Source organism: Sphingobium sp. B11D3B, assembly GCF_025961735.1.
GTDB lineage: Bacteria > Pseudomonadota > Alphaproteobacteria > Sphingomonadales > Sphingomonadaceae > Sphingobium.
On record NZ_JAOQOF010000001.1, the window covers coordinates 2,624,472 to 2,648,286 of the forward strand.

16 protein-coding genes, 1 tRNA gene and 1 pseudogene are annotated in these 23,815 nt (G+C 65.2%); 10 read left to right on the plus strand and 8 right to left on the minus strand.

The genetic code is table 11. The annotated features are described in order from the left end of the window. Nucleotides 1–50 precede the first annotated feature (50 nt). Nucleotides 51–2,312, minus strand: a complete 2,262-nt coding sequence (locus M2333_RS12105) for an NADP-dependent malic enzyme (RefSeq protein WP_181560724.1) — start codon at nucleotides 2,310–2,312, stop codon at nucleotides 51–53. A 197-nt stretch (nucleotides 2,313–2,509) separates the two neighbouring features. On the opposite strand from M2333_RS12105, the gene mutS reads away from it, so the two are divergent. After that, nucleotides 2,510–5,095 (plus strand): DNA mismatch repair protein MutS, encoded by a 2,586-nt coding sequence (gene mutS, locus M2333_RS12110; protein WP_264612619.1) that lies wholly within the window; start codon nucleotides 2,510–2,512, stop codon nucleotides 5,093–5,095. 69 nt (nucleotides 5,096–5,164) lie between these two features. Then, nucleotides 5,165–7,942: a [protein-PII] uridylyltransferase gene (locus tag M2333_RS12115; RefSeq protein WP_264611936.1), complete on the plus strand. Its 2,778-nt coding sequence runs from the start codon at nucleotides 5,165–5,167 to the stop codon at nucleotides 7,940–7,942. A 38-nt stretch (nucleotides 7,943–7,980) separates the two neighbouring features. On the opposite strand, the gene M2333_RS12120 is transcribed toward M2333_RS12115, so the two are convergent. Further along, the gene (locus tag M2333_RS12120; protein ID WP_264611937.1) at nucleotides 7,981–8,820 is read right to left on the minus strand and encodes a universal stress protein; all 840 of its coding nucleotides are present in this window, start codon (nucleotides 8,818–8,820) and stop codon (nucleotides 7,981–7,983) included. A 214-nt stretch (nucleotides 8,821–9,034) separates the two neighbouring features. On the opposite strand from M2333_RS12120, the gene rpmI reads away from it, so the two are divergent. From rpmI to pheT, 5 genes are all read left to right on the plus strand, one after another. Further along, on the plus strand, nucleotides 9,035–9,238 hold the full coding sequence (gene rpmI, locus M2333_RS12125; RefSeq protein ID WP_014078133.1) for a 50S ribosomal protein L35: 204 nt from the start codon (nucleotides 9,035–9,037) through the stop codon (nucleotides 9,236–9,238). A 12-nt stretch (nucleotides 9,239–9,250) separates the two neighbouring features. Next, the gene (rplT, locus tag M2333_RS12130) at nucleotides 9,251–9,613 is read left to right on the plus strand and encodes a 50S ribosomal protein L20 (RefSeq protein WP_181560727.1); all 363 of its coding nucleotides are present in this window, start codon (nucleotides 9,251–9,253) and stop codon (nucleotides 9,611–9,613) included. A 150-nt stretch (nucleotides 9,614–9,763) separates the two neighbouring features. After that, entirely contained in the window at nucleotides 9,764–10,411 is a 648-nt protein-coding gene (locus M2333_RS12135) for a choice-of-anchor C family PEP-CTERM protein (RefSeq protein WP_264571384.1), read from the plus strand. 89 nt (nucleotides 10,412–10,500) lie between these two features. Continuing rightward, the gene (pheS, locus tag M2333_RS12140; RefSeq protein ID WP_264611938.1) at nucleotides 10,501–11,613 is read left to right on the plus strand and encodes a phenylalanine--tRNA ligase subunit alpha; all 1,113 of its coding nucleotides are present in this window, start codon (nucleotides 10,501–10,503) and stop codon (nucleotides 11,611–11,613) included. 130 nt (nucleotides 11,614–11,743) lie between these two features. After that, complete coding sequence (gene pheT / locus M2333_RS12145) at nucleotides 11,744–14,146, plus strand: phenylalanine--tRNA ligase subunit beta (RefSeq protein ID WP_264611939.1); 2,403 nt, start codon at nucleotides 11,744–11,746, stop codon at nucleotides 14,144–14,146. A 29-nt stretch (nucleotides 14,147–14,175) separates the two neighbouring features. Here pheT and M2333_RS12150 read toward each other — a convergent pair whose 3' ends face one another. Further along, on the minus strand, nucleotides 14,176–14,709 hold the full coding sequence (locus M2333_RS12150; RefSeq protein WP_264611940.1) for a hypothetical protein: 534 nt from the start codon (nucleotides 14,707–14,709) through the stop codon (nucleotides 14,176–14,178). Between the two features lie 182 nt (nucleotides 14,710–14,891). Then, entirely contained in the window at nucleotides 14,892–16,994 is a 2,103-nt protein-coding gene (locus M2333_RS12155; protein WP_220128563.1) for a TonB-dependent receptor, read from the minus strand. Nucleotides 16,995–17,403: 409 nt separating this feature from the next. Here M2333_RS12155 and M2333_RS12160 point away from each other — a divergent pair, with 409 nt between their 5' ends. Further along, nucleotides 17,404–18,984, plus strand: a complete 1,581-nt coding sequence (locus tag M2333_RS12160) for a peptide chain release factor 3 (RefSeq protein ID WP_264571389.1) — start codon at nucleotides 17,404–17,406, stop codon at nucleotides 18,982–18,984. 33 nt (nucleotides 18,985–19,017) lie between these two features. Here M2333_RS12160 and M2333_RS12165 read toward each other — a convergent pair whose 3' ends face one another. Both M2333_RS12165 and M2333_RS12170 read right to left on the minus strand, forming a co-directional pair. Beyond that, nucleotides 19,018–19,431: a bactofilin family protein gene (locus M2333_RS12165; protein ID WP_264611941.1), complete on the minus strand. Its 414-nt coding sequence runs from the start codon at nucleotides 19,429–19,431 to the stop codon at nucleotides 19,018–19,020. Then, the gene (locus M2333_RS12170; RefSeq protein WP_264571391.1) at nucleotides 19,370–20,527 is read right to left on the minus strand and encodes a M23 family metallopeptidase; all 1,158 of its coding nucleotides are present in this window, start codon (nucleotides 20,525–20,527) and stop codon (nucleotides 19,370–19,372) included. Before M2333_RS12170 ends, M2333_RS12165 begins: the two co-directional genes overlap by 62 nt. A 363-nt stretch (nucleotides 20,528–20,890) precedes the next feature. Here M2333_RS12170 and M2333_RS12175 point away from each other — a divergent pair. Continuing rightward, nucleotides 20,891–20,982: transfer RNA gene (locus tag M2333_RS12175), tRNA-Ser, on the plus strand. A 447-nt stretch (nucleotides 20,983–21,429) separates the two neighbouring features. On the opposite strand, the pseudogene M2333_RS12180 reads toward M2333_RS12175, so the two are convergent. Continuing rightward, nucleotides 21,430–21,758: pseudogene (locus M2333_RS12180) on the minus strand (transposase); the annotation flags it as partial. A 202-nt stretch (nucleotides 21,759–21,960) separates the two neighbouring features. Here M2333_RS12180 and M2333_RS12185 point away from each other — a divergent pair. Beyond that, nucleotides 21,961–22,380 (plus strand): hypothetical protein, encoded by a 420-nt coding sequence (locus M2333_RS12185; RefSeq protein WP_264611942.1) that lies wholly within the window; start codon nucleotides 21,961–21,963, stop codon nucleotides 22,378–22,380. Between the two features lie 357 nt (nucleotides 22,381–22,737). Here the strand turns inward: M2333_RS12185 and M2333_RS12190 are convergent, their stop codons facing one another. Continuing rightward, nucleotides 22,738–23,799, minus strand: coding sequence for an FAD-dependent monooxygenase (locus M2333_RS12190; protein WP_264611943.1), 1,062 nt, complete (start codon nucleotides 23,797–23,799; stop codon nucleotides 22,738–22,740). Between the last annotated feature and the right edge of the window lie 16 nt (nucleotides 23,800–23,815).

Consider the following 23,815-nt stretch of genomic DNA (forward strand, 5'->3'; position numbering starts at 1 on the left):
GCGCGGCGCGGCCGGTTCAGCCGGCGGCGCTCACCCGATCCCGATCCCTATCAGCGTGCGATCCCGCCAGCAGCCAGAACCGCCAGCGTCACCAGCTCAGACGCGGTCGAGGCCATCGTCGCCACCTGCACCGGCTGGTTGAGGCCGAGCAGCACCGGCCCGATGACCGAGTCGCCACCCAATTCCCGCAGCAGCTTGGCCGAGAGATTGGCCGACTGCAGGCCGGGCATGATCAGCACATTGGCCGGGCCGGACAGGCGGCAGAACGGATAATTCGCCATGACGCGCCGGTTGAGCGCCACGTCGGGCGCCATCTCGCCTTCATATTCGAAGTCCACCTCCATTCCGTCGAGGATCTGGACCGCGCCGCGAATATTATCGAGCCAGTTGCCGTGCGGATTGCCGAAGGTGGAGTAGGAGAGAAAAGCCACGCGCGGCTCATGCCCCATACGCCGGGCAAGCGCGGCGGATTCGATGGCGATATGCGCCAGTTCGGCGGAATTCGGCCGCTCGTTGACAGTGGTATCCGCCATGAACACGGTGTGGCTACGCCCGACGAGGATGTGCATGCCGAACAGCGTGCGGTCCTCGGCGGGGTCGAGCACGCGGCGCAGTTCGCGCATTGTCTGCGCATAGGTGCGGGTGACGCCGGTGATCATCGCGTCCGCCTCACCCATCTGCAGCAGCAGCGCGCCGAAGATGTTGCGATCGCGGTTGACCATGCGCTCACAATCGCGGCGGAGGTAGCCACGGCGCTGCAGGCGCTCGTACAGCATGTCGACCATGCGCGGCACGAGCGGCGAATTGACGCTGTTATACAGCTCGTAGCTCTCCGGATCGCGCACGCCAAGATCGCGCAGGCGATCATAGACATCCTGCCGGCCGACCAGCACCGGGGTGCCGTAGCCGCCATCGCGGAACTGGATCGCGGCGCGCAGCACGACTTCCTCTTCCGCCTCGGCAAAGACGACCCGCTTGGGGCTGGCCTTGGCGCCCTCATAAGCGAGGGTCAGCACGGAGGTGGTGGGATTGAGCCGCGCCCGCAGCGACTGGCGATAGGCGTCCATATCCTCGATGGGCCGCTGGGCGACGCCCGACTCCATCGCCGCCTGCGCCACCGCTGCCGGCACCACTTCCATCAGACGCGGATCGAAGGGGGCGGGAATGATGTAATCCGCGCCGAAGCTGTGCTTGGTGCCATAAGCCAAGGCGACTTCCTCGGGCACCTGCTGGCGGGCCAGTTCGGCAATGGCCTGCGCCGCCGCGATCTTCATCGCTTCATTGATTGCCGTCGCGCGCACATCCAGCGCGCCCCGGAAGATGAACGGGAAGCCCAGCACATTGTTGACCTGATTGGGATAATCAGACCGACCCGTGGCGATGATCGCATCCGGGCGCGCGGCCTTGGCCACCGGCGGCAGGATCTCCGGATCGGGATTAGCCATGGCGAAGAGGATCGGCCGCGGCTTCATCTCGTTGATCCATTCGGGCTTCAGCGCGTCCTTGGCGGAGAGGCCGAGGAAGATATCGGCATCCTTCAGCGCCTCATGCAGGGTCCGCGCCTCGGTGCGGGCGGCATGGGCGGACTTGAACTGGTCCATGCCATGGGTGCGGCCCTGATAGATCACGCCTTCGCGATCACACATAATCACATTGTCATGCGCCACGCCCATCGCCTTGATGAGTTCGGTGCACGCAATCGCCGCCGCGCCGGCACCATTCACGACCACCTTGGTCTCGCGAATATCGCGCCCGGTCAGGAAGCAGGCATTGATGAGGCCGGCGGCGCAGATGATCGCGGTGCCATGCTGGTCGTCATGCATGACCGGAATGTTCATGCGCTCCTTGAGCGCCGCCTCGATCATGAAGCATTCGGGCGCCTTGATGTCCTCAAGGTTGATGCCGCCGAAGCTCGGCTCAAGCAGCGCCACCGCATCGATGAACGCCTGCGGGTCTTCGGTGTTCAGTTCCAGGTCGATGGCGTCCACATCGGCAAAGCGCTTGAACAGCACTGCCTTGCCTTCCATCACCGGCTTGGAGGCGAGCGCGCCGAGATTGCCCATGCCGAGAATCGCCGTGCCGTTGGAGATGACCGCGACCAGATTGCCCTTGGCGGTGTAGTCATAGGCCTTGGCGGCATCATCGGCGATGGCCTGCACGGGCACCGCGACGCCGGGCGAATAAGCCAGCGCCAGATCGCGCTGCGTCGCCATCGGCTTGGAGGCGATGATCTCGATCTTGCCGGGCCGCCCGAAGGAATGAAAGAGCAGCGCCTCGCGCTCGGAGAATTCGATGGCGGCTTTATCGGTCATCAGCAGGGTTCCTCGGCAATTGGGAACGCCCTAGCGACTTTCCGCCCGGCTCCACAAGAGGCCAGGTACGAACAACCACGCGGATGAAACACCACCGCCGGCTTTTCGAGATCGAAAGCCCCTGCTAACGCAACCGCGTGACCAGTCCGCCAGCCAAATCCTCCAAAGCCAGCGCCGCAGCCGGTGGCCCCACGCCGATGATGGCGCAATATCTGGCGCTAAAGGCGGAAGCCGGGGGCGACCTGCTCTTTTACCGCATGGGCGATTTTTTCGAGCTGTTCTTCGAGGACGCCAGGACCGCGGCCGCCGTGCTCGACATCGCGCTCACCACGCGCGGTGAACATGAGGGCGAGCCGATCCCGATGTGCGGGGTGCCGGTGCACAGTGCCGAGGGCTATCTGGCGCGACTCATCAAGGCCGGGCTGCGCGTTGCCATCGCCGAGCAGACCGAGACACCCGAGCAGGCCAAGGCGCGCGGATCGAAGGCGCTGGTCGGCCGCGCCATTGTGCGCTTCGTCACCGCCGGCACGCTGACCGAGGATGCGCTGCTGGACAGCCGCCGCGCCAATCTGCTCGCCGCCGTGGGGGAAGCCGCCGGCCAATATGCCGTCGCCGCCGCCGACATCTCCACCGGCCGGCTGGACGTGGTGGCTGTGGATGCCGGCGGCATCGAGGCGGAACTGGCGCGGATCAACGCGAGCGAAGTCATCGCGCGGCCGGGACTCGCCGATCGGCTGACCGGCGCCCTCCCCTTCGAGAATCGCGGCTTCGACAGCGCGCGGGCGGAAGCGGACATCTGCCGCCATTTCGGCGTGAAGACGGTGGAGAGCTTCGGCAGCTTCTCGCGCGCGGAGCTCTCCGCGCTGGGGGGCCTGCTCGGCTACCTGGAGCATGTCGGCAAGGGGCGTATGCCCTTCCTCGCCGCGCCGGTGCGGGCCGGCGCGCAGGATCATCTCGCCATCGACCCGGCCACGCGCGAGAGCCTGGAAATTGTGACGACGGCCAGCGGGCAGCGCGCCGGCAGCCTGCTCGCCACCGTGGACCGCACCGTGACGGGCGCCGGCGCGCGCCTGCTTGCGGCAGACCTCTCCGCGCCTTTGATGGACCGCACCAAGGTGGAAGCGCGACTCGATCTGGTGCGCTGGTTCCATGATGACGGGCCGCTGCGCGAACTGGTCCGCACCCGCGTGCGCGCCTTGCCGGATCTGAGCCGCGCGCTCGGCCGTGTCGCCATCGGCCGGGGCAGCCCGCGCGATCTGGGACAATTGCGCGATGGCCTCGACGGCGGCCGTGCCTTGCGCGAGCGGCTGGGCGCGTTGCCCGACCGACCGCCCCTGCTCGACGATCTGCTGCCGGCGCTCGACGGGCATGGCGAACTGGTCGATCTGCTGGCGCGCGCGCTCGTGCCCGCCCCGCCGACGGAAGCGGCGCATGGCGGCTATATCGCCGATGGCTATGATGCGGCCCTGGACGAGCTGCGCCGCATGGCCGGCGACGGACGCCGCGCCATTGCTGCGCTCGAAGCGCGCTATCGCGAGCAGACCGGTATCTCCGCGCTGAAGATCCGCCACAATGGCGTGCTCGGCTATCATGTCGAGGTACCCGCCCGTCACGCCGACCAGCTTATGGCCAATGACAGCGGCTTTACCCATCGCCAGACGCTGGCGGGAGTCGTGCGGTTCAACTCGGTGGACCTGCACGAGCAGGCCAGTCGCGTCACGCAGGCCGGCGCCCACGCGCTGGCGGCCGAAGCGGCGCATTTCGAGGAACTGGTGACGCTGGTGATGGACAGCCGCACCGCCATCGCGCGCACGGCGGACGCCCTCGCCCGCATCGACGTGGCGGCGGCTCTGGCCGAGCGCGCCGTCGAAGGTGGCTGGAGCCGGCCGGTCTTCGCCGAAGAACCCTGCATCGCCATCGAGGGCGGGCGCCATCCGGTGGTGGAGGCCGCGCTGGCGAAGGACGGCACCAGCTTCGTCGCCAATGACTGCACGCTCACGCCGGACAACCGGCTGTGGCTGGTGACCGGCCCCAACATGGGCGGTAAATCGACCTTCCTGCGCCAGAATGCGCTCATCGTCATTCTCGCGCAGGCCGGCAGCTTCGTGCCCGCACGCGCCGCCCGCCTTGGGCTGGTGGACCGTCTGTTCAGCCGTGTCGGCGCCTCGGACAATCTGGCGCGCGGGCGTTCGACCTTCATGGTCGAGATGATCGAGACCGCCGCGATACTCGCGCAGGCGACCGAGCGCAGCTTCGTGATCCTCGATGAAGTGGGGCGCGGCACATCGACTTATGATGGCCTCGCCATCGCCTGGGCGGTCGTGGAAGCGATCCACGACAGCAATGCCTGCCGCTGCCTGTTCGCCACCCATTATCACGAGCTGACGCGCCTGGCCGAGCGCCTCGGCGCCCTCTCGCTCCACCATGTTCGCGCGCGGGAATGGAATGGCGATCTGGTGCTGCTGCACGAGCTGTCCGAAGGCCCGGCCGACCGCAGCTACGGCATCGCGGTGGCGCGGCTTGCAGGCTTGCCCGCCCCGGTGCTGGCCCGCGCCAAGGCCGTGCTCGGCAAGCTGGAGGCCGGCAAGGCGCAGACCGGCGGCATCGCGGCGGGGCTCGATGACCTGCCGCTGTTCGCCGCCACGCTGTCCGCCGCGCCGGAGGTCGCCACCGACCCACTGCGCGACCAGCTGGACGCCATCGACGCCGATACACTCAGTCCGCGCGAGGCGCTCGACCTCATCTATCAGCTCAAGCAGATCGCCACCGCGCCCACCGCCTGAGCCCGTCGATTTGCGCGCCATGCCGAGGTTGCACCTGCAACTGCGGCAAAGCGCGCTTATATGGCACCCATGAACAAGGTGCCCGATTCGCTGCCCGGCCGCCGTGCGATCATTGATCGCCGCCAGATTGCCGATGCGCTCACTGCCCAATTGACGGAACTGAGCGATACCGCCGCGCGTAGGCAAGTGATCGTCGCGGCGTTGCGCGAGGCGCTTGCCATCGGCCGGGAGGAAGTCTCCCGCCGGCTTGCCCGCAACCCGACACGCGGGCGCGACGCCGTGACGGCGCAGGCCTTCCTGATGGACCAGATCATCCGCCTGCTCTTCGATGCGACGGTCAAGCACCTCTACCCGATCAGCAACCGCACCGCCTCCGAGCGGCTGACCGTGGTCGCGGTGGGCGGCTATGGGCGCGGCGAAATGGCGCCCTATAGTGACGTCGATATCGGCTTCCTCACGCCTTACAAGCCGACCGAATGGACCGAGCAGGTCATCGAGAGCATGCTCTACGCGCTGTGGGATCTGGGCCTCAAGGTCGGGCACAGCAGCCGCTCGATCGACGAAACGGTGCGCATGGCGAAGTCGGACCTTACCATCCGCACCGCCCTGCTGGAATCGCGCTTCGTGTGGGGCGACCGAGGCATTTACGACGAATGCGTCGCCCGCTTCGACAAGGATGTGATGCAGGGCACCGCCAAGACCTTCGTCACCGAGAAGCTGGCCGAGCGGGATGCCCGGCACAAGCAGATGGGCGACAGCCGCTATGTCGTCGAGCCCAACATCAAGGAGGGCAAGGGCGGCCTGCGCGATCTGCACACGCTGTTCTGGATCGGCAAATATGTGAACCGGGTGCGCACGGTGGCGGAGCTGGTCGACGTGGGCCTGCTGACCCGCGCCGAGCTTTCCCAGTTCCAGCGGGCGGAGAATTTCCTCTGGGCCGTGCGCTGCCACATGCACGAGATTTCCCGCCGCGCCGAGGATCGCCTCACCTTCGATCTGCAGATCGAGGTCGCCGAGCGCATGGGCTTCTCGCCCAAGCGCGGCCGCTCCGCCGTCGAGCGGTTCATGCACCTCTACTTCCTGATGGCCAAGACGGTGGGCGACTTGACCGGCGTGTTCCTCGCCCACCTCGATGACAAGATGGCCAGCCGCGGCCGGCGCTACATCCCGGCGATGTTCAACCGCCCGCGCAAGCTGGATGGCTTCGTGCTGGAGCGGGGCCGGATCACCATTCCCGAGGATGATTTCTTCCGCGAGCAGCCGGTGCGGATGATCGAGATCTTCTCGCTGGCGGACAAGCACGGGCTGGAGATCCACCCCGATGCGATGCGCGCGCTCAACCGCGATTCGGTGCTGATTACTCGCAAGGAGCGGGAAGACCCGCAGGCCAATACGCTGTTCATGAACGTGCTGACCTCACCGCGCGACCCGGAGAAGGTGCTGCGTTGGATGAACGAGGCCGGGGTGTTCGGCCGCTTTGTGCCGGACTTTGGCCGCGTGGTCGCGCAGATGCAGTTCGACATGTACCACCATTATACGGTGGATGAGCACACCATCCGCGCCATCGGCCTGCTCTCCCGGATCGAAAAGGGCGAGTTCAAGGTCGATCATCCGCTGGCGAGCACGATCATCGAGAAGATCATCTCCCGCCGGGTGCTCTATGTCGCGGTGCTGCTGCACGATATCGCCAAGGGGCGCGGCGGCGACCACAGTATTCTCGGCGCGGAGGTGGCGACCAAGCTCTGCCCGCGCCTGGGCCTGAGCGATGCCGAGACGGAGACCGTCGCCTGGCTGGTGCGCTATCATTTGCTGATGTCCGCCACCGCCTTCAAGCGCGACCTTTCGGACTTCAAGACCATCCTCGACTTCGCCGAAGTGGTGCAAAGCCCCGAGCGACTGCGGCTGCTGGTCATTCTGACCATCGTCGACATCCGCGCGGTCGGACCGGGCGTGTGGAACAGCTGGAAGCGCCAGCTGCTTGCCGAGCTGTACGACTCCGCCGAGGAGGTCATCCGCCCCGGCCACAAGCAGCGGGGCCGTCAGGAGCGCATCGAGGAGAAGCGCGACGCCTTGCGCGCGAGCCTGGCGCTGGACGACAAGGCCTTCGACAGGCTGGTGAAGCGCTTCCCGCAATCCTACTGGATCGCCGAATCGCAGGACATCCTGGAGCGCAACGCGCGGCATCTGCTGGATGCCGGGCAGTCCGATCTCTCCATCGATGCCCGTTCCTATCCCGAGCGCGGCGCCACGCTGGTGACCGTCTATGCCTCGGACCATCCTGGGCTCTTCTACCGCATCGCCGGTGCGATCCATCTGGCCGGTGGCAACATCATCGATGCCCGCATCCACACCCTCAAGGATGGCACGGCGCTGGACAACTTCCTGGTGCAGGACCCGCTCGGGGGCCGCTTCGATGCGCCCGAGCAGTTGCAGCGCGTGAAGACCTACATCGAGGACGCGCTGCTCAACCGCCACAAGCTGATGCACAAGCTGGACGAGCGCCCGCTGGCCCGTCGGCGCGCCGAAGCCTTCCAGATCGTGCCGCAGGTGCTGATCGACAACAAGGCCTCCAATCGCTTCACGGTGGTGGAAGTCATGGCGCGCGACCGCCCTGCCCTGCTGCTCAGCCTCGCCTTTGCGCTGTTCCAGTCCAAGACCATGGTCCACAGCGCCCATGTCGCCACCTTCGGCGAGCGGGCCGTCGATACCTTCTATCTGACCGATCTTCTGGGCGGAAAGCTGGAGAGCAAGACCCGCCTCGCTACGCTCGAACGGCGGCTGATCGAAGCGGCCGGCAATCAGGCTGGCGAACTGATCGACACCAACAGCTTCGCCATGGCCAACTGAGGCGCGCCCCAGTGCGGGATGCGCGCCTCGGTGGCGCCTCAGTGGGAGAGCAGGATCGGGATCGGCGCCTTGGCCAGCAGCGTCCGCGTCGTGCCGCCGAACAGCTGCTCGCGCAGGCGGCTGCGGCCATAGCAGCCCATCACCGCCCAGCTCGCGCCGGAGGACAGCATGGCCTCAATCAGTTGGTCGCTCACCGCGCCAGCCTTGGGCAGGCGCCGGCTGACGACCTTGCAGCCATGCCGGTCAAGATAGGCGGCCGCCTCGTCCGGGTCGCCTTCCCCTTCGCCGATCGTCACCACCTCGACCTCGCTGGCCATGCGCAGGAGCGGAATGGCCGCCCGCAGCGCGGCATCGGCCGCGCGTGATCCATCCCAGGCAACCAGCGCCTTGCCGAAGAGATCCAGGCGCTTCTGCTCCGTCGGCACCAGCAGGACCGGCGCGGAGGTCAGCGCCGCGAGACGGGAGGCCGTGTCCCCGGTCTCGTTCACCGCGCCGAAGGCCTGCTTGCCGACGACGATCATGTCGACCAGCCGGACATTGTCCGTAATGCCCTCGTCGGACTGGCTCTGCACGCGCGCCCACTCATAGCTCACGCCTTCATTGGCGAGCCGGGGTTCGAGCGCCTCGATATTCTTGTCCTCCCGGTCGCGCTCATCCATCATCAGCACGCCGGTGCCGCCGCCCGCGCCAAAACCGTCGGCGATCATGGGAATCTGGACGACATCGAGACACAGCAGATGCCCCTCGACCGCGCGCACAATGTCGAGCGCGGTTTGCAGGCGCGCTTCCTGACTCGGGTCGTCATGGATCAGAACCATCACCGTCTTCATGGCAGTCTCCTTGTTCACCGCATCGGGATCGTGCGAAACTGGTGCCATATTAATGCGACGGGGGCGAGGAGTCGTTGACCGGCGTCAAATCAGGCCCTTAGCTAAGGGGCTTGCGTCGGCGCGCGGCCGCGCTTATACGCCCGCGCTTCCATGTCCTATGGAAGACCGCAAGGACGGGCCGGCCAGTAAGGGCTGCCGTGTTCGTCCGTAATCGTCTGCGAGCATCCTCCGGGGTGCTTGCGCTAAGACAAAGGAGACGAAAATGCCCAAGCTCAAGACCAAGAGCGGTGTGAAGAAGCGCTTCAAATTCACCGCCACCGGCAAGGTCAAGCATGGTGTCGCCGGCAAGCGCCACCGCCTGATCAGCCACAACGCGAAGTATATTCGCCAGAATCGCGGTACGGAAGTTCTCTCCGACGCGGATGTCGCTCACGTGCGCCTCTGGGCGCCCTACGGCCTCAAGTAAGGAGCAGGCGACATGGCACGTGTCAAACGCGGTGTAACCACCAAGGCGAAGCACAAGAGGATTTTGGATCAGGCGAAGGGCTATTATGGCCGTCGCAAGAACACGATCCGCATCGCGCGTCAGGCTGTCGAAAAGGCTGGCCAGTACGCATATCGCGACCGCAAGGTGAAGAAGCGGAGCTTCCGCGCCCTGTGGATCCAGCGCATCAACGCAGCTGTCCGCATGGAAGGCCTGACCTATGGCCAGTTCATGCACGGCCTCAAGCTGGCGGGCGTCGAACTGGACCGGAAGGTTCTGGCCGACATCGCCATGCATGAAGGCGATGTGTTCAAGGGCATCATTGCCCAGGCGCGCGCGGCCCTGCCCGCAGCCTGAGCATCTGCACAATCATCCCAAAGAGGGCGTCGGATGCTTCCGGCGCCCTTTTTGTATCATTTCGGGACTCTCTGGATTTTGGTTAACGCTTCGGAAACCTTTTCCGCACTGCAGCATTGCGAGTGCGTGGGACTATAAGTGGAGAACCAAATGAAGGGACTGCTATTGGGGGTCGCGGCGACGCTCGCCCTCCCGTCCGCTGCGCAGGCAGCAACGTTCATCAACGGCGATTTCGAGACCGGTAACGATCCAGGCACCTATTTCCTTCGCCTGGGCACCGACAGCACGGCCCTGACGGGTTGGACTATCACATCCGGCAATGTGGAGCTGATCGGTGGTTATTGGCAGTCGGGTAGCGGCAGCCGCAGCATCGATCTGAACGGCAGCGCCCAGGGCGCGATCGCACAGACGTTCGATACCATTGAAGGCATGACCTACAATGTCGACTTCCTGATGGCCGGCAATCCCGAAGGCGGGCCGGCGGTCAAGACGTTGGAAGTCGCCGCGACGGGCAATGACGGCCAGCTGTTCAGCTTCGACAATACGGGCTTCTCGAAGACCAATATGGGCTGGACCAACTACACCTACACCTTCACGGCCTCGGGCAATCTCACGACGCTCAGCTTTGCGTCGATGACCGACTCGCCCTGGACCGGCCCGGCACTGGATGGCGTGACGGTTACCGCCATGAGCGCAGTGCCGGTGCCCGAGCCGACGACCTGGGCGCTGATGCTCGGCGGTTTCGCGCTGATCGGCAGCACGCTGCGTCGTCGTCAGTCGGTCGTTCAGTTCTCCTGATCGAAACCGGGTCGCAACCATCAAAGGAAAGGGCGTCGGCATGCCGGCGCCCTTTTCGTTTGCGGTGAATTAGGCTAGCGGACGCGGCCATGACCGACGTCACATCCCTCAAGGACGGCCTCATCGCCGACATCGCCGCCGCCGACACCCTCGATGCCGTGGAAGCGCTGCGCGTCAGCGCGCTGGGCAAGAGCGGCGCCATCACTGCCCTGCTCAAGACGCTCGGGCGGATGAGCCCGGAAGAGCGCCAGCAGCAAGGCCCCGCGATCCACGACCTGCGCGAAAGCGTGACGAGCGCCATCGCCGCCCGCAAGACCGCGCTCGAAACCGCGGCGCTCGACGCCCGCCTCGCCTCCGAGACGCTGGACATGACGCTGCCGGTGGACCTGCCCCCGCCGGGCAGCATTCACCCCGTCAGCCAGGTGATGGACGAGCTAGCCGAGATCTTCGCCGACCTAGGCTTCGCGGTCGCCACCGGCCCGGAGATCGAGGATGACTGGCGCAACTTCACCGCGCTCAACATCCCCGAGACGCACCCCGCGCGCGCCATGCACGACACCTTCTACTTCGGCGACAATGCGCGCGCGACCGGCGGAGACGGCAATCCGGCCGCCATGTTGCTGCGCACCCACACCTCGCCGGTGCAGATCCGCACCATGACGAGCACGCCGCCGCCGATCCGCATCATCGCGCCCGGCCGCGTCTACCGCTCGGACAGCGACGCGACGCACACGCCGATGTTCCACCAGATCGAAGGTCTGGTGATCGACAAGGGCATCCACCTCGGCCACCTCAAATGGACACTGGAGACCTTCCTCAAGGCGTTCTTCGAGCGTGAGGACATCGTCCTGCGCCTGCGCCCCAGCTACTTCCCCTTCACCGAGCCTTCGGTGGAAGTGGACGTGGGCTACACCATCGAGAAGGGCCAGCGCGTCATCGGCGGCAGCGGCGATGCCGAGAATGGCGGCTGGATGGAAGTGCTCGGCAGCGGCATGGTCCACCCCAATGTCATCCGCAATTGCGGGCTGGACCCGAAAGAGTGGCAGGGCTTCGCCTTCGGCACCGGCGTCGATCGCCTCGCCATGCTCAAATATGGCATGAACGACCTGCGCGCCTTCTTCGACGGCGATCTGCGCTGGCTGCGCCATTACGGCTTCTCGGCGCTGGATGTGCCTACGCTGAGCGGAGGAGTGGGCGCATGAGCCATTTCTTGCGATTTCGTGTTCCTGCGAAAGCAGGAACCCAGGGCGCAGCCGCCGTCCTTCACCGCCCTGGGCTCCTGCCTTCGCAGGAGCACGGGTTTGATCTTACCGGCAACCCCGGAGCCCGCGCATGAAGTTCACCCTCTCCTGGCTCAAGGACCATCTCGACACCAGCGCCTCGCTGGAAGAGATTCTGCGCGCGCTCAACGATATCGGCCTTGAGGTCGAGGGCGTCGAAAACCCCGCCGAAAAACTCGATGGCTTCCGCGTCGCCAAGGTGCTCACGGCCGCGCCGCATCCGCAGGCCGACAAGCTGCAGGTGCTGAGCGTCGATGCGGGCGACGGCCCGCTGCAGGTCGTCTGCGGCGCACCCAATGCGCGCGCGGGGCTGGTCGGCGTGTTCGGCCTGCCCGGCGCGACCGTGCCGGCCAATGGCATGGTGCTGCGGGTCGCGGCCATTCGCGGTGTCGAATCCAACGGCATGATGTGCTCCACGCGCGAGCTGGAGCTGGGCGAGGATCATGAGGGCATCATCGAGCTGCCTGCGGACGCGCCCATCGGCACGCGCTTTGCCGATTATGCGCAGCTTGACGATCCGGTCATCGAGGTCTCGGTCACGCCCAACCGGCAGGATTGCATGGGCGTGCGCGGCATCGCGTGCGATCTCGCTGCCAAGGGCCTCGGCACGCTGCGGCCGCTCGATGACATCATCGGACAGCTCCCGGCAATCGACGCGCAGGGCGCAGGCCCGGACGTGCGCACGGACGATGCCGATGGCTGCCCGGCTTTCTATGCCCGCGCCGTGCGCGGCGTGCGCAACGGCGCCTCGCCGGAATGGCTGCAGCGGCGCCTCAAGGCCATCGGCCAGAAACCCATCAGCGCGCTGGTGGACATCACCAACTTCGTCATGATCGGCCTGGGCCGCCCGCTGCATGTCTATGACATGGCCCGCCTCGATGGCGGCCTCGTCGCCCGCAAGGCGAAGGCTGGTGAGCAGGTGCTCGCGCTCAACGGCAAGACCTATACGCTGGCCGAGGGCATGACGGTGATCGCGGATGCCTCCGCTGTTCACGATATCGGCGGCATCATGGGCGGCGAGCATAGCGGCGCGCAGGAGAGCACCACCGATGTGCTGATCGAATGCGCCTATTTCACGCCCGAGAGTATCGCGCGGACCGGTCAGGCGCTCAGCCTCACCTCCGATGCCCGCCAACGCTTCGAGCGCGGTGTGGACCCAGCGTTCCTGGATGAGGGGCTGGACATCGCGACGCGGCTGGTGCTCGCTTTGTGCGGCGGCACGCCCACCGAGGCGACGCGCGCCGGCACTCCGCCGGCAGAGCCGCGCGTCATCGAGGGCTATCGGCCCGACATGGTCGATGCGCTGGCCGGCATGACGGTGAGCGCCGAGCGCCAGCAGGCGATCCTCGCCGCGCTCGGCTTCACCGTGGAGGCTGGTGCAAGCTGGCGGATCACCATCCCGACATGGCGCCGCGATATCCACGGCACCGCCGACATCGTCGAGGAAGTCGTGCGGATCGAAGGGTTGGAGAACGTCCCGTCCGTCCCCCTGCCCCGCACGCCCGGCGTTGCCCGGCCCACTGCCACACCGCTGCAACTCATCGAGCGGCGCGCTCGCCGCGCGGCCGCCGCGCGCGGCCTGAACGAGGCGATCAACTGGTCCTTCATTTCTGAAAGTGAAGCCGCGCCCTTTGGTGGCGGCGACTGGACGCTAGCCAACCCGATCAGCGAAGATATGAAGGTGATGCGGCCGACGCTGCTCGCCGGATTGCTCTCCGCCGCGCGACGCAATGCCGATCGGGGGGCATCCTCGATCCGCCTGTTCGAGATCGGCCGGCGCTATTTCCGCGCCGATGATGGCAGCAGCGACGAGAAGCTGACCCTCGGCATCCTGATGGCCGGCGAGAAAAGCCCGCGCGGCTGGCAGGGCGGCAAGGCCCGCCCGTTCGATGCCTTCGACATCAAGGCGGAGGTCATTGCGCTGCTGACGGCCGCCGGTGCGCCTGCCGGACGCCTGCAGATGATGGGCGAGGCTGGCGATGCCTATCATCCCGGCCAATCCGGCACGCTGCGCCTTGGCCCCAAAAATGTGCTTGCCGCTTATGGCGTGCTGCACCCCCGCCTCGCTCGCGCCTTCGATCTCGATGGCACGGTCGTTGCGGCGGAAATCCAGCTCGATGCGATTCCCGTGCCCAAGAAGACCACATTCATGCGCACGGCCTATGCGCCGCCGGCCTTGCAGGCCGTTACCCGCGACTTCGCGTTCCTCGTGCCGGTGAATCTGGAAGCCGACGCGCTGGTGCGCGCCGTGCGGGGGGCGGACAAGAACGCCATCGTCGATGCGCGCCTGTTCGATCTCTTCGCCGGGCAGGGCGTCCCGGAAGGGCAGAAGAGCCTCGCCGTGGAAGTCACACTGCAGCCCGGCGAAAAAAGCTTCACGGACGAAGAGTTGAAGGCCATCGCTGATCGCGTGGTGGCCGCAGCCACCAAACAGGGCGCGACTCTGCGCGGATAAGAACAAAGGAGCGGCGGAAACGCGGGCGATCAGTCCGCTTTCCGCTTCTCCTCCTCGGGCCCAGCCACAGGCGGAGCCGGCAACTTGCAGCCTCGGCTGACCGCCAGCCCGCGCAGATAGCCCCGGCGCGCGACGCCACCGTTGATGGCAGCCTGCAGGCGACGCTCGGCCCCTGCCGCGCCGCTCACTTCACGAACGAGGCCCCGGAACGGAATGATCGAATTGACGATCGCTGCGCCACCGGCGGCCGCGAGGTTGCCGAACTTGTTCTCATTGGCCTTGCTGTTGGCATCAAAGTCCGGGCCCAGCACCGCATTCAGCTCGGCGATCTGGTCGATCACCGCGCGGCAACCCTTGCCCGCCGGCGCATAGGGCTGCTCGACAGCGCGGGCCAGCACCTCGGGGATTTTCGTTTTCTCGATGCCCACGTCCCGCGCGGGCTGCGTCACGATCTCGCCCGCTTTCTGCGCCGTCTTGTCCTCTTTCTCGGGCTCGTTCTGTGCAAGGGCGGGAGCTGCCGCAAGGACAGCGCTGAGAAGGGCGGCGCGGATGAGCCTGTTCATGATGACCGTGTCTCCGACCGCAACAGCTGCGGTGCCTGCAGAATTGCGATCCCTGCCATCTGGTTCCCGCCTCGGGGCACAATCTCCGCCGGCGGATAGCCCCAAAAACAAGGCGGGCGCAGCCTTCGCCGCGCCCGCCCTTTCGTCTGACTGCCGGGCGTGTCACCACGCCCGTGGCAGGATCACTGATAGTTGACGCGCAACCGCAGGCCGATCGTGCGCGGCGTCACCCGGATGCTGGAGGTGTTGAGCGTGAGCACAGCACCATCATAATCGCCGAGATTTTCGCCGAACAGCGTCAGATCATAGGCCTTGTACCGCAGGCCGATATTGGCGCTGTATACGCTATAGGCCTTCACATACTCGCCGTTGGTCTGGAGGCGGTTGCCATTGTAGGTCCATGCGACGTTGAACAGGCCGTTGAGGTCACCGCCCAGCGATGTCTCATAGGTCGCATCCACGCGGGCGTTTTCCTCGAGCGTGTTGACCAGCCGCGTACCGGGACGCAGGTACGGCAGGCGCGCCTGCACGGCGGGATCGACCGTGTCATACTTGCCCTGGTTGATGTTCGCGACTGCGCTCAGCGTCAGCCCGTCCAGAGGCGTCCGCCAGCGCATCTCGATATCGACGCCCTTGCTGGTGCCGTCACCGAAGTTCGAGAAGCCAGAGACGTTCGCGTCCAGCGTCGGCGTCGGCGTCAGCATGTCCTCGAGCTTGTTGACGTAGAAGTTCAACCCGACGTTGAGCGTGCGATCGGGCGAGCGCCACTTGATGCCGGCCTCATAGTTGGTCGAGCTTTCGGGACGGGTCTGGGTGCCGGCAGGGATGCCGACGTCCGCAAGCAGGTCCGCCTGGATCTGCGACTGCACGATGCCCGGACGGAAGCCGGTCGCCGCCGTAGCGAACACCGTCAGATCATCATTGGGCACATAGGAGAGGTTGACGCGCCAGGTCGTCACGTTCTTCTTGTTCGTGTTCGTCGTGTTGGCGTCCTCGAACGTGCGCTTGTCATGATAATAGCGCAGGCCAACCCGGGGACGCAGCTTGCCGTCGAACAGGTCGTAACCCAGTTCGCCATACACCGCCCAGTTCTTGGTGATGGTGTTGTTGTCGGCATTGGTGTCGATGCCCGCAACGGGAATGCGCAGATAGTTTTCCTGCGGGCCGCTGCCGTCCTGATAGGCGCCGCCGAGCAGCCAGTGGAACGGGCCGTCGGTCGTGGAGTTGATCCGCACTTCCTGGCTGAACATGTCCGGGAAGAACTGGCTCGAGAAGGCACCCGCCGGCGCGATCGGCACGTAAATGCCGAAATTGCCCTTGAGGTACGTGGTCGCACTGGAGATCGAGAAGGTATCGAAGTCCAGACCGGCCGACAGGCTGTAAAGCTTGAAGTCGCCATTGCCGAAGCTCGGCTGCGCCGCCGTGTTCGCGTAATAAGGCGGCTGGGTCGAGGCGAGACCGCCCAGGAACTGCTGGCGCGGACGGAAATGCCAGTACTGCGCGCGGATATTCAGGTTGTCGACCGGACGGAACAGCGCGACCACGCGAATGTCGTCGTCGCGAACCTCGTTCACGCCCTTGCGGTCCGGCGTGCCGTCGAACGCACCGTAATATTCGTCCGCCCAACCCGGATTATAGGAGTGGCCGCCGCTGACGCGGACAGCAAGCACGTCCTTGATGATCGGGACGGAGACGACGCCTGCAACGCCATAGTTGAGGCCACCGGCCCCGCGCGTCTGCGAGGCCTGCGCCTCGGCAGCGAACTTGATCTCGGTCAGGTCAGGATCGCGGGTGTGGAAGATGAACACACCGCCGGCCGAACCCTGGCCATAGAGCGTGCCCTGCGGACCGCGCAGAACCTCGACGCGGTCGAGGTCGAGAAAGCGGATCGGCGGCGCGATGCCGAAGTTGGTAACCACGAACGGCACGTCGTCGACATAATAGCCGATGGCCGAGTCGCCATTGGCAGCGCCGGCGCCAGCGCCGCGAATGCTGAACGAGCGCGAAGCGACCGACTGGCGCTGGCTCTCGGAAATACCCGGAATCGCCGTGGCGAGATCCGCGATATTGTTGATGTTGCGCTCCTTGAGGTCCTCACCGCTGAACGCCTGGATGGCGAGCGGCACTTCCTGCAGCGCCTGCACGCCGGACTTCTGAGCGGTGACGATGATTTCGTCAGGCGCGGTATCAACACTGTTTGTGGTGGTCTGCTGTGCGCGAACTGGCGCTGCACCCATGACAGCCATCAGTGCCAAAACCGCAACACCGGCGTGAAGCCGCTTCATCATCCATCTCCTGCAAAAACAAAATCGAGCAATCGATTGCATAGAGAGATGCATGACAATGTCCAACGCACGATGCGCGCGCAAACCAGTTTATGGTGGAGTGTTACCGAAATGCTACGGTCATCGGCGACGCGGGGCGTCCCGATTTGCGGCTATCAATCGGCATTCAGTACAATCGATTACCGGCAGCGCGTCAACCCCCTTGGTGCACTCGGCGCTTGAAAACCCCTGCGCAGCCCCCGTGCGCGGATAGGAAGAGAGCGCGCCTGATCGATGCCCCCCCACGCCACGCTCGCCCTGTGCAAAGCCGCGCCTTGCAGGATCGCCGCCCCAGCCCCTATAGCAGCGCCACATTTGTGCCGGCCCGACCACGCCCGGCGCGCTCGCTCCCTGGATTAAGACGCTTGCTATGACGATCCCTTCCCGCCGCACGTTCGCGATCATCTCCCACCCGGACGCGGGCAAGACGACCCTCACCGAAAAGCTGCTGCTCGCCGGCGGCGCCATTCACCTCGCCGGCGAAGTGAAGGCGCGCGGGGCCAATCGTCGCGCGCGCTCGGACTGGATGAAGATCGAGCAGCAGCGCGGCATCTCGGTGACCAGCTCAGTCATGACCTTCGAGCGCACCCAGCCCGATGGCAGCGTGATCACTTTTAACCTGCTCGACACGCCGGGGCACGAGGACTTCTCGGAAGACACCTACCGCACCCTGACCGCCGTCGACAGCGCCGTGATGGTGATCGACGCCGCCAAGGGCATCGAGCCGCAGACGCGCAAGCTCTTCGAGGTCTGCCGCCTGCGCAACGTGCCCATCATCACCTTCGTCAACAAGGTGGACCGCGAGGGGCGCGACAGCTTCTCGCTGCTGGATGAAGTGGCCGACGCGCTCGCGCTGGATGTCTGCCCGATGAGCTGGCCCGTCGGCATGGGCGGCGAGTTTGAGGGCATCTACGATTTTGCCACCAATCGGCTCTACCAGCCGGTCGGCCCGAGCAAGGAATTCGACGGCAGCTTCACCCAGCTCACCGGCCTGGACGACGAAAAGCTCGCCACCGTGCTCTCCGCCGCAGGTCTTGCGCGCCTGCGGGAAGAGGCCGAACTGGCGCAGGCTGGTTATGCCGCGTTCGACCTGACAGCCTATCGCCATGGCGACCTGACGCCCGTCTATTTCGGCTCGGCCCTCAAGCGCTTTGGCGTTGGCGAGTTGATCGACGCGCTGGCCGCCCATGCCCCGCCGCCGCGCACCCAGCCGGCCGAGCCCGCGCCGGTCGAGCCGGAACGCGGCGACGTGACCGGCTTCATCTTCAAGGTGCAGGCCAATATGGACCCGCAGCACCGCGACCGCATTGCCTTTATGCGCCTGTGCTCGGGCAAGTTCCGCCGCGGCATGAAGCTCACGCCCTCCGGCAGCGGCAAGCCGATCGCCGTCCACTCGCCGATCCTGTTCTTCGCGCAGGACCGCGAGATTGCCGACGAGGCTTTCCCCGGCGACATCATCGGCATCCCCAATCACGGCACGCTGCGGGTGGGCGACACGCTGAGCGAAAAGGCGGATGTGCGCTTCACCGGCCTCCCCAATTTCGCGCCGGAAATCCTGCGCCGCATCGCGCTCAAGGATCCGACCAAGACAAAGCAATTGCGAAAGGCGCTGGACGACCTCTCCGAAGAGGGCGTGATCCAGGTCTTCTATCCCGAGATCGGCAGTCAGTGGATCATCGGCGTCGTCGGCCAGTTGCAGCTCGATGTGCTGATCAGCCGGCTGGAGGCGGAGTATAAGGTCGGCGCGGTGCTAGAGCCGGCGCCGTTCGACACGGCCCGCTGGCTGACCGGCGAGGCCAAGAAGCTGGAAGACTTCGCCAGCATCAACCGGACAAGCATGGCCAAGGATCGCGACGAGAACCCCGTCTTCCTCGCCAGATCGGCCTGGGATGTGGGCTATCAGGCCGAGCGCAACCCGGACATCAGCTTCAGCGCCACACGCGAGCGCTGATCCGAGGGGTTAGCCCGGGCCTCCCCGGCGCCCTTACCCGACATCGCTCTTGATCAGCTTGAGTTCGGTCGGCTGGCCGCTATGCGTCATGCGCCCGTCGATCTGGCCGCCAGTAGCAATGGTGATGCGCTCATAGCTGACATCACCGGTAATCCGGGCGGGCGCCTCCACCACCAGTTCCTCTGCCGTGATCGATCCCTCGATCAGGCCGCCGATCCGGGCGCTCTTGGCCTTAACATGGCCAGCGATGCGGCTCTCGGCGCCTTGCACCAGCGCCGCGCAGGCAATGTCGCCCTCGATTGTCCCGTCGATGTGCAGATCCACGCTGGCTTCCAGATTGCCCGTGATCCTGACATCGCTGCCGAGGATCGAGAAAGGCGTGTGCTTAGCCCCGGTTGCCACTGTCGGCGACGCGCCGCTTGGCCGTTTGCTGGACTTCGAGAACATCCCTGCGTGCCTCCAGAAAGGGACGCGGATTGACGGCCGCGCCATGGACATGGACTTCGAAATGCAAATGCGTGCCGGTCGAGCGGCCCGTGGATCCCATGCGCGCGATCTGGGTGCCGCGCGCGACCTTCTGGCCCGGCTTGGCATTGAAGCCGGAGAGGTGCGCATAGAGCGTCGAGAGACCCTTGCCATGGTCGACTTCCACGACATTGCCATAGCCATGCTTGGTGCCGACGAACGTCACCGTGCCCGGCGCGGCGGCGAGGATGGGCTGGCCCATGCGTCCCCGGAAATCGATGCCGCCGTGGAACGCGAGGCTGCCGTTGAAGGGGTCACGACGATAGCCATAAGAACTGGTGGTCATCGGCGCGGCCGTCGGCTTGCCGGAAGGGATCGCCGCCAGCGCAGCTTCCATGGTGTTGAGACGGGTCAGCAGCAGGGCGATATCCCGCAGCTCCGGCTGGTCGGCGACAATCGAGGCGACGGGAATGAAGGGACCGCCCTGCCCCCGCTCGCGCACCGCCATGCGGGCCGGATCGAGGCCGAAACTGCGGATCGCCTTTTCGACCGCCGCAAGGCGATGTTCGACCGCGCCAGCCAGGCGCGTCTCGAGCACTTCCTGATGACGCCGCAGCGCCTCCAATCGCGAGGCTTCGGGCGAGGCCGCGCTGAGCGGCTTGCTGACCTCCGGACCGTCAGCGGGCGCACCTGCGCCGCCCTCTTCGATCCCCGTGCCGAGGCTGGAGCGCAGCAGTTCATCGAGGGCCTTCTGCCGCTGCTCGATATCCTGAGCGATATCGTTCACCGACTCGCGATAGGCCTTCACCTTGGCCTGCTGGGAGAGAACCTCGGCCCGATCCCGCGCGACATGGCCGCGCTCAAGGAGCAGGCTGGCCTGATTCCACAGGATCGCGAATGTGCCGACGGCCCAGAGCAAAGCCAGCACTGCCAGCGCGCTGGCAGCGACGATCTGGAAGCGGGTGGAGATACGGATGAAGCGCACGCGTCCGCCAGTGCGGAGAAAAATCTCCCGCTCGGGCGCGAGAGACAGCAGACGTGCGATCACACCCCCGGAATTGGTTTTGTCAGCGGACAAGGATTGCTCTGTTCTATATCGTTTGAAGTGCCACGGCGGCTACCAGAGCGACCCACCACAAGCGACTCGCGGGGCCGAGGCCTGCGATGAGTCGAAAAGTGGACACGACGAGTCGATGAATGATGGTGGAACGGCGGCGCGTGCACCGCGTTGGTTCGCGTCCGGTTGCTCCGAAACCGCCACCCCGCACTGCGTCGAGTCGCATCATTTTGCGTTCCCCGTCACACCTGCCTACCAGAGCTTGTTGGCGCGATAAATTGCAGCCTTTCGAGAAACAGGCGACACCGGGCGTTGCCATGTACGAACAGCCTGTTTATAGGCCGCTCTCAGCCGGTACGGGACGCCACTTCCCCCGGTGAGCGCGGAGACGTGGGTGAGTGGCTGAAACCAGCGGTTTGCTAAACCGTCGTAGCCTTAAGGGGCTACCGAGGGTTCGAATCCCTCCGTCTCCGCCATCTCTGGGCCTCAGCGATCCCCCACGGCCTAATGCGAACCCCCAGCACTTTAGAAAACTGCGGTTTTCGTGAAATCGCGTGTGAGGTCGATGACGGAAATTGCCTACAGCTGCGGCTTTAAGGATTCCCACCATTTCAGCCGGGCATTCAAGGCTGCTTCGGCTCTTCGCCGCGTGACTTTCGGAACACCGACTTGCTGCACCGCTCCGCAACCACACCGGTTGTTGAAGACCTTCCGAAGAATGGCGGTACCCCTAATAACGGACATTGGACAAATGATCGGAGCATCTTGAAAGCGGACCTTCGTTCGTTCTCTAGGAAGACCGTCTCTGGCTAATGATGCCATAATAATAGCGGCCGTCTTTTAACTCAAACGTCCTGTTCAATAGCGGCCGCTCGTTCATCGACGTCGCAGTGTGCTTTGCCGTAATTTAGGCTTCTCTCTTAGGATCGGTGCGCTTTGAGGTGCGTCGCGTCGATCATCAACTGGTCCGGCTTGCCGCCCTTTGCAGCGAGCGCCACGAAGATCCTGTTGAACACGCCCATGCGGCCCGAGCAGATGCACCGGTTGTAGATCGTCTTCGGAGGTCCGTAGGCTGCTGGCGCATCCGCCAGCGCAGGCCATTGCGGATCACGAAGATAATGCCGCTGATGATCCGACGATCATCGACGCGCGGCACCCCGTGCGACAATGGAAAATGCCGGTCTATTCGGCGCATCTGCGCTTGCGACAACCAGATCAGATCACTCGTGGCAGGGCCTCTTCGCCCCGCCATTGAATCAACCCAATCCCACCCCGAAAGCAAATTAATAAATCCTGAGCCTGGCTGATCATCCGGATCATGATCAGCACCCTCCACCTTATCCGCCGCAATGCAGACGATGGCCTTTCCAAACACGCGTGCCCGATAAAATGCCAAGCCCGGAACGGACAGCGCTCGATCACATTGTTCTGGGAGATCTCGGAGGATATATACCATGGCGAGCACGCCGCAGGGCGGGAATGGTGGTTCAACGCATTGGACGACATTCCTCAAGGAGTTCGCCAAGGCGCCCCTTTCCGTCGGCTCGCCCATTGCCACCTCGACGGGCACCATCGAGCGCCAGCTAGAAGGGGTCGATTGGGCCAAAACGCGCCTGTTCGTCGAATATGGTCCCGGCACAGGTGAGTTTACCCGCTATATTCTTGCGCACCTGCCACGCGACGCCAAGCTGATCGCGATCGAAAGCGAGGACGGTCTTGCAGACCATCTTCGCCGAACCATCGATGATCCTCGTCTGATCGTCCACACAGAATCAGCCCTCAAAGCTCAAGCTATCCTAGGGGAGGACGTAGCCGGGCGGCGTTGGAGAAGGCCGACAGGGCAAGAATTGTGGAGGATGCCGCGCACCTTCTGACCGACGACGGTGAGTTCCTCGATTATCAGGTGCGTCGGACGATCGAACCGTCACTCCGCAAAGTCTTCACACGAGCGAAACGGCGCCGGCGTTGGCTCAACGTGCCGTCCTATCATCTGTATTGGTGTCGAGAGCCAAAGCGATCTCGCTCTTCACGAGGCCGGGTGGACTGATCCGGCTTCGCTCCCAACTGCATGTCTTCAATCGTGCGCCGACGGATGGATGCCGCTCGGACGAGCTTTGGGCCTTTGTTCGCAGCGGCCCGGCTGCAACCGCAGTCGCCATGGTGCTCAATGGCTCAATGACGCGTTGGAACCGTTGAAAGCTCAACCAGTCGCGCAACTTCTCCGAGCTGCCTCAACCGGCAGAGCGCACGAAGTTCTGGCTGATCTGCTGGCCGGACCGGGCCAGTCTGCGCACCTCGGGCAGCCGAGACGCTTCATATCGCATGAGCGCGGCATTCGGGTCGGCCTGCAGGGCCGCCGGGTCGAGGCAGCGCGCGAGGGTGAGAGCATCTTGCGCGGCGGTTGCAAAGCCATTGCCTGTCATCGGCGTGCAGACATGGGCAGCGTCGCCAACCAGACACATCCGGCCGGCGACGAGTCGGTCGGGACAATATTCCACGACCGGTGTGCCGAGCACCGCTTTGCGGGCGATACATTCCAGGATCGCGTCGCGCCAAGGCGATGGCCAGTGCCGGCGCGCCAGTGCGGCCAGCTCGTCGAACAGCGCATCCGGCATGTCGCTCGGGCGCAGCGAATGCCGCACCAGCGCGCCCTCGACCGCCCCTGTGCTGCGGAGGATTGCGTTATGTCCGGCGTCGTACCAGCCCCAGCCGACCCGGCGGCGGCCGCGCTCCGGACTGCCATCGGCGGCGGTCAGTGGAAAGCCGAGAAGCACATAGGGCCCGGATTCGAGAAACTCCAGATTGGGCGGATAGCGGACAGACAGCGCCGACTCTTCGGCAAAGCCGACCCAGGCCAGATACTCCGCAAAGACGGCATCCGGGCGCTCCGGACTGACCTGCCGCCGCACAACGCTCTGATAGCCGTCCGCACCGACCAGCACCTTGCCGTCGAACCGCCGACCATCGGCGCTCCTTGCCCAGGCCCGATCCTCCGCCTCTCCCGTCGCTTCCACACGGGCATTCTGCAGGACCACAATGCCGGCCTCGTCCGCCGCTGCGCGCAGACCGCGATAGACCGATTGCCATGCCTGGACGCCCGTGGCGAGCGCGCCGGCGGCATGAGGACGCCCAGTCAACTGCTCGAGCAAGCCATAGCCGACCTGCAGCGCGGCCCCGGTCCGGTCGGTATCGGTCGAGCGCTCCAGGAGCGTGATCGAGAAGCCATGCCGCGAAAGTGCGAGGCCGGTCATGAGGCCGGCGAGCGAGCCGCCGACGATCAGAATGTCGCTCATCCGCTCCGGGCTTGCC

What these genes read in the sequence shown, in the direction of transcription:
- M2333_RS12115 (WP_264611936.1), top strand. Translation starts at nt 5,165, where the DNA reads ATGAACAAGGTGCCCGATTCGCTGCCCGGCCGCCGTGCGATCATTGAT.
- M2333_RS12120 (WP_264611937.1), bottom strand. Translation starts at nt 8,820, where the DNA reads ATGGCACCAGTTTCGCACGATCCCGATGCGGTGAACAAGGAGACTGCC.
- M2333_RS12190 (WP_264611943.1), bottom strand. Translation starts at nt 23,799, where the DNA reads ATGAGCGACATTCTGATCGTCGGCGGCTCGCTCGCCGGCCTCATGACC.
- M2333_RS12165 (WP_264611941.1), bottom strand. Translation starts at nt 19,431, where the DNA reads ATGTTCTCGAAGTCCAGCAAACGGCCAAGCGGCGCGTCGCCGACAGTG.
- M2333_RS12160 (WP_264571389.1), top strand. Translation starts at nt 17,404, where the DNA reads ATGACGATCCCTTCCCGCCGCACGTTCGCGATCATCTCCCACCCGGAC.
- M2333_RS12135 (WP_264571384.1), top strand. Translation starts at nt 9,764, where the DNA reads ATGAAGGGACTGCTATTGGGGGTCGCGGCGACGCTCGCCCTCCCGTCC.
- mutS (WP_264612619.1), top strand. Translation starts at nt 2,510, where the DNA reads ATGATGGCGCAATATCTGGCGCTAAAGGCGGAAGCCGGGGGCGACCTG.
- M2333_RS12150 (WP_264611940.1), bottom strand. Translation starts at nt 14,709, where the DNA reads ATGAACAGGCTCATCCGCGCCGCCCTTCTCAGCGCTGTCCTTGCGGCA.
- M2333_RS12105 (WP_181560724.1), bottom strand. Translation starts at nt 2,312, where the DNA reads ATGACCGATAAAGCCGCCATCGAATTCTCCGAGCGCGAGGCGCTGCTC.
- pheT (WP_264611939.1), top strand. Translation starts at nt 11,744, where the DNA reads ATGAAGTTCACCCTCTCCTGGCTCAAGGACCATCTCGACACCAGCGCC.
- M2333_RS12155 (WP_220128563.1), bottom strand. Translation starts at nt 16,994, where the DNA reads ATGAAGCGGCTTCACGCCGGTGTTGCGGTTTTGGCACTGATGGCTGTC.
- pheS (WP_264611938.1), top strand. Translation starts at nt 10,501, where the DNA reads ATGACCGACGTCACATCCCTCAAGGACGGCCTCATCGCCGACATCGCC.
- rplT (WP_181560727.1), top strand. Translation starts at nt 9,251, where the DNA reads ATGGCACGTGTCAAACGCGGTGTAACCACCAAGGCGAAGCACAAGAGG.
- M2333_RS12185 (WP_264611942.1), top strand. Translation starts at nt 21,961, where the DNA reads ATGGCGAGCACGCCGCAGGGCGGGAATGGTGGTTCAACGCATTGGACG.
- rpmI (WP_014078133.1), top strand. Translation starts at nt 9,035, where the DNA reads ATGCCCAAGCTCAAGACCAAGAGCGGTGTGAAGAAGCGCTTCAAATTC.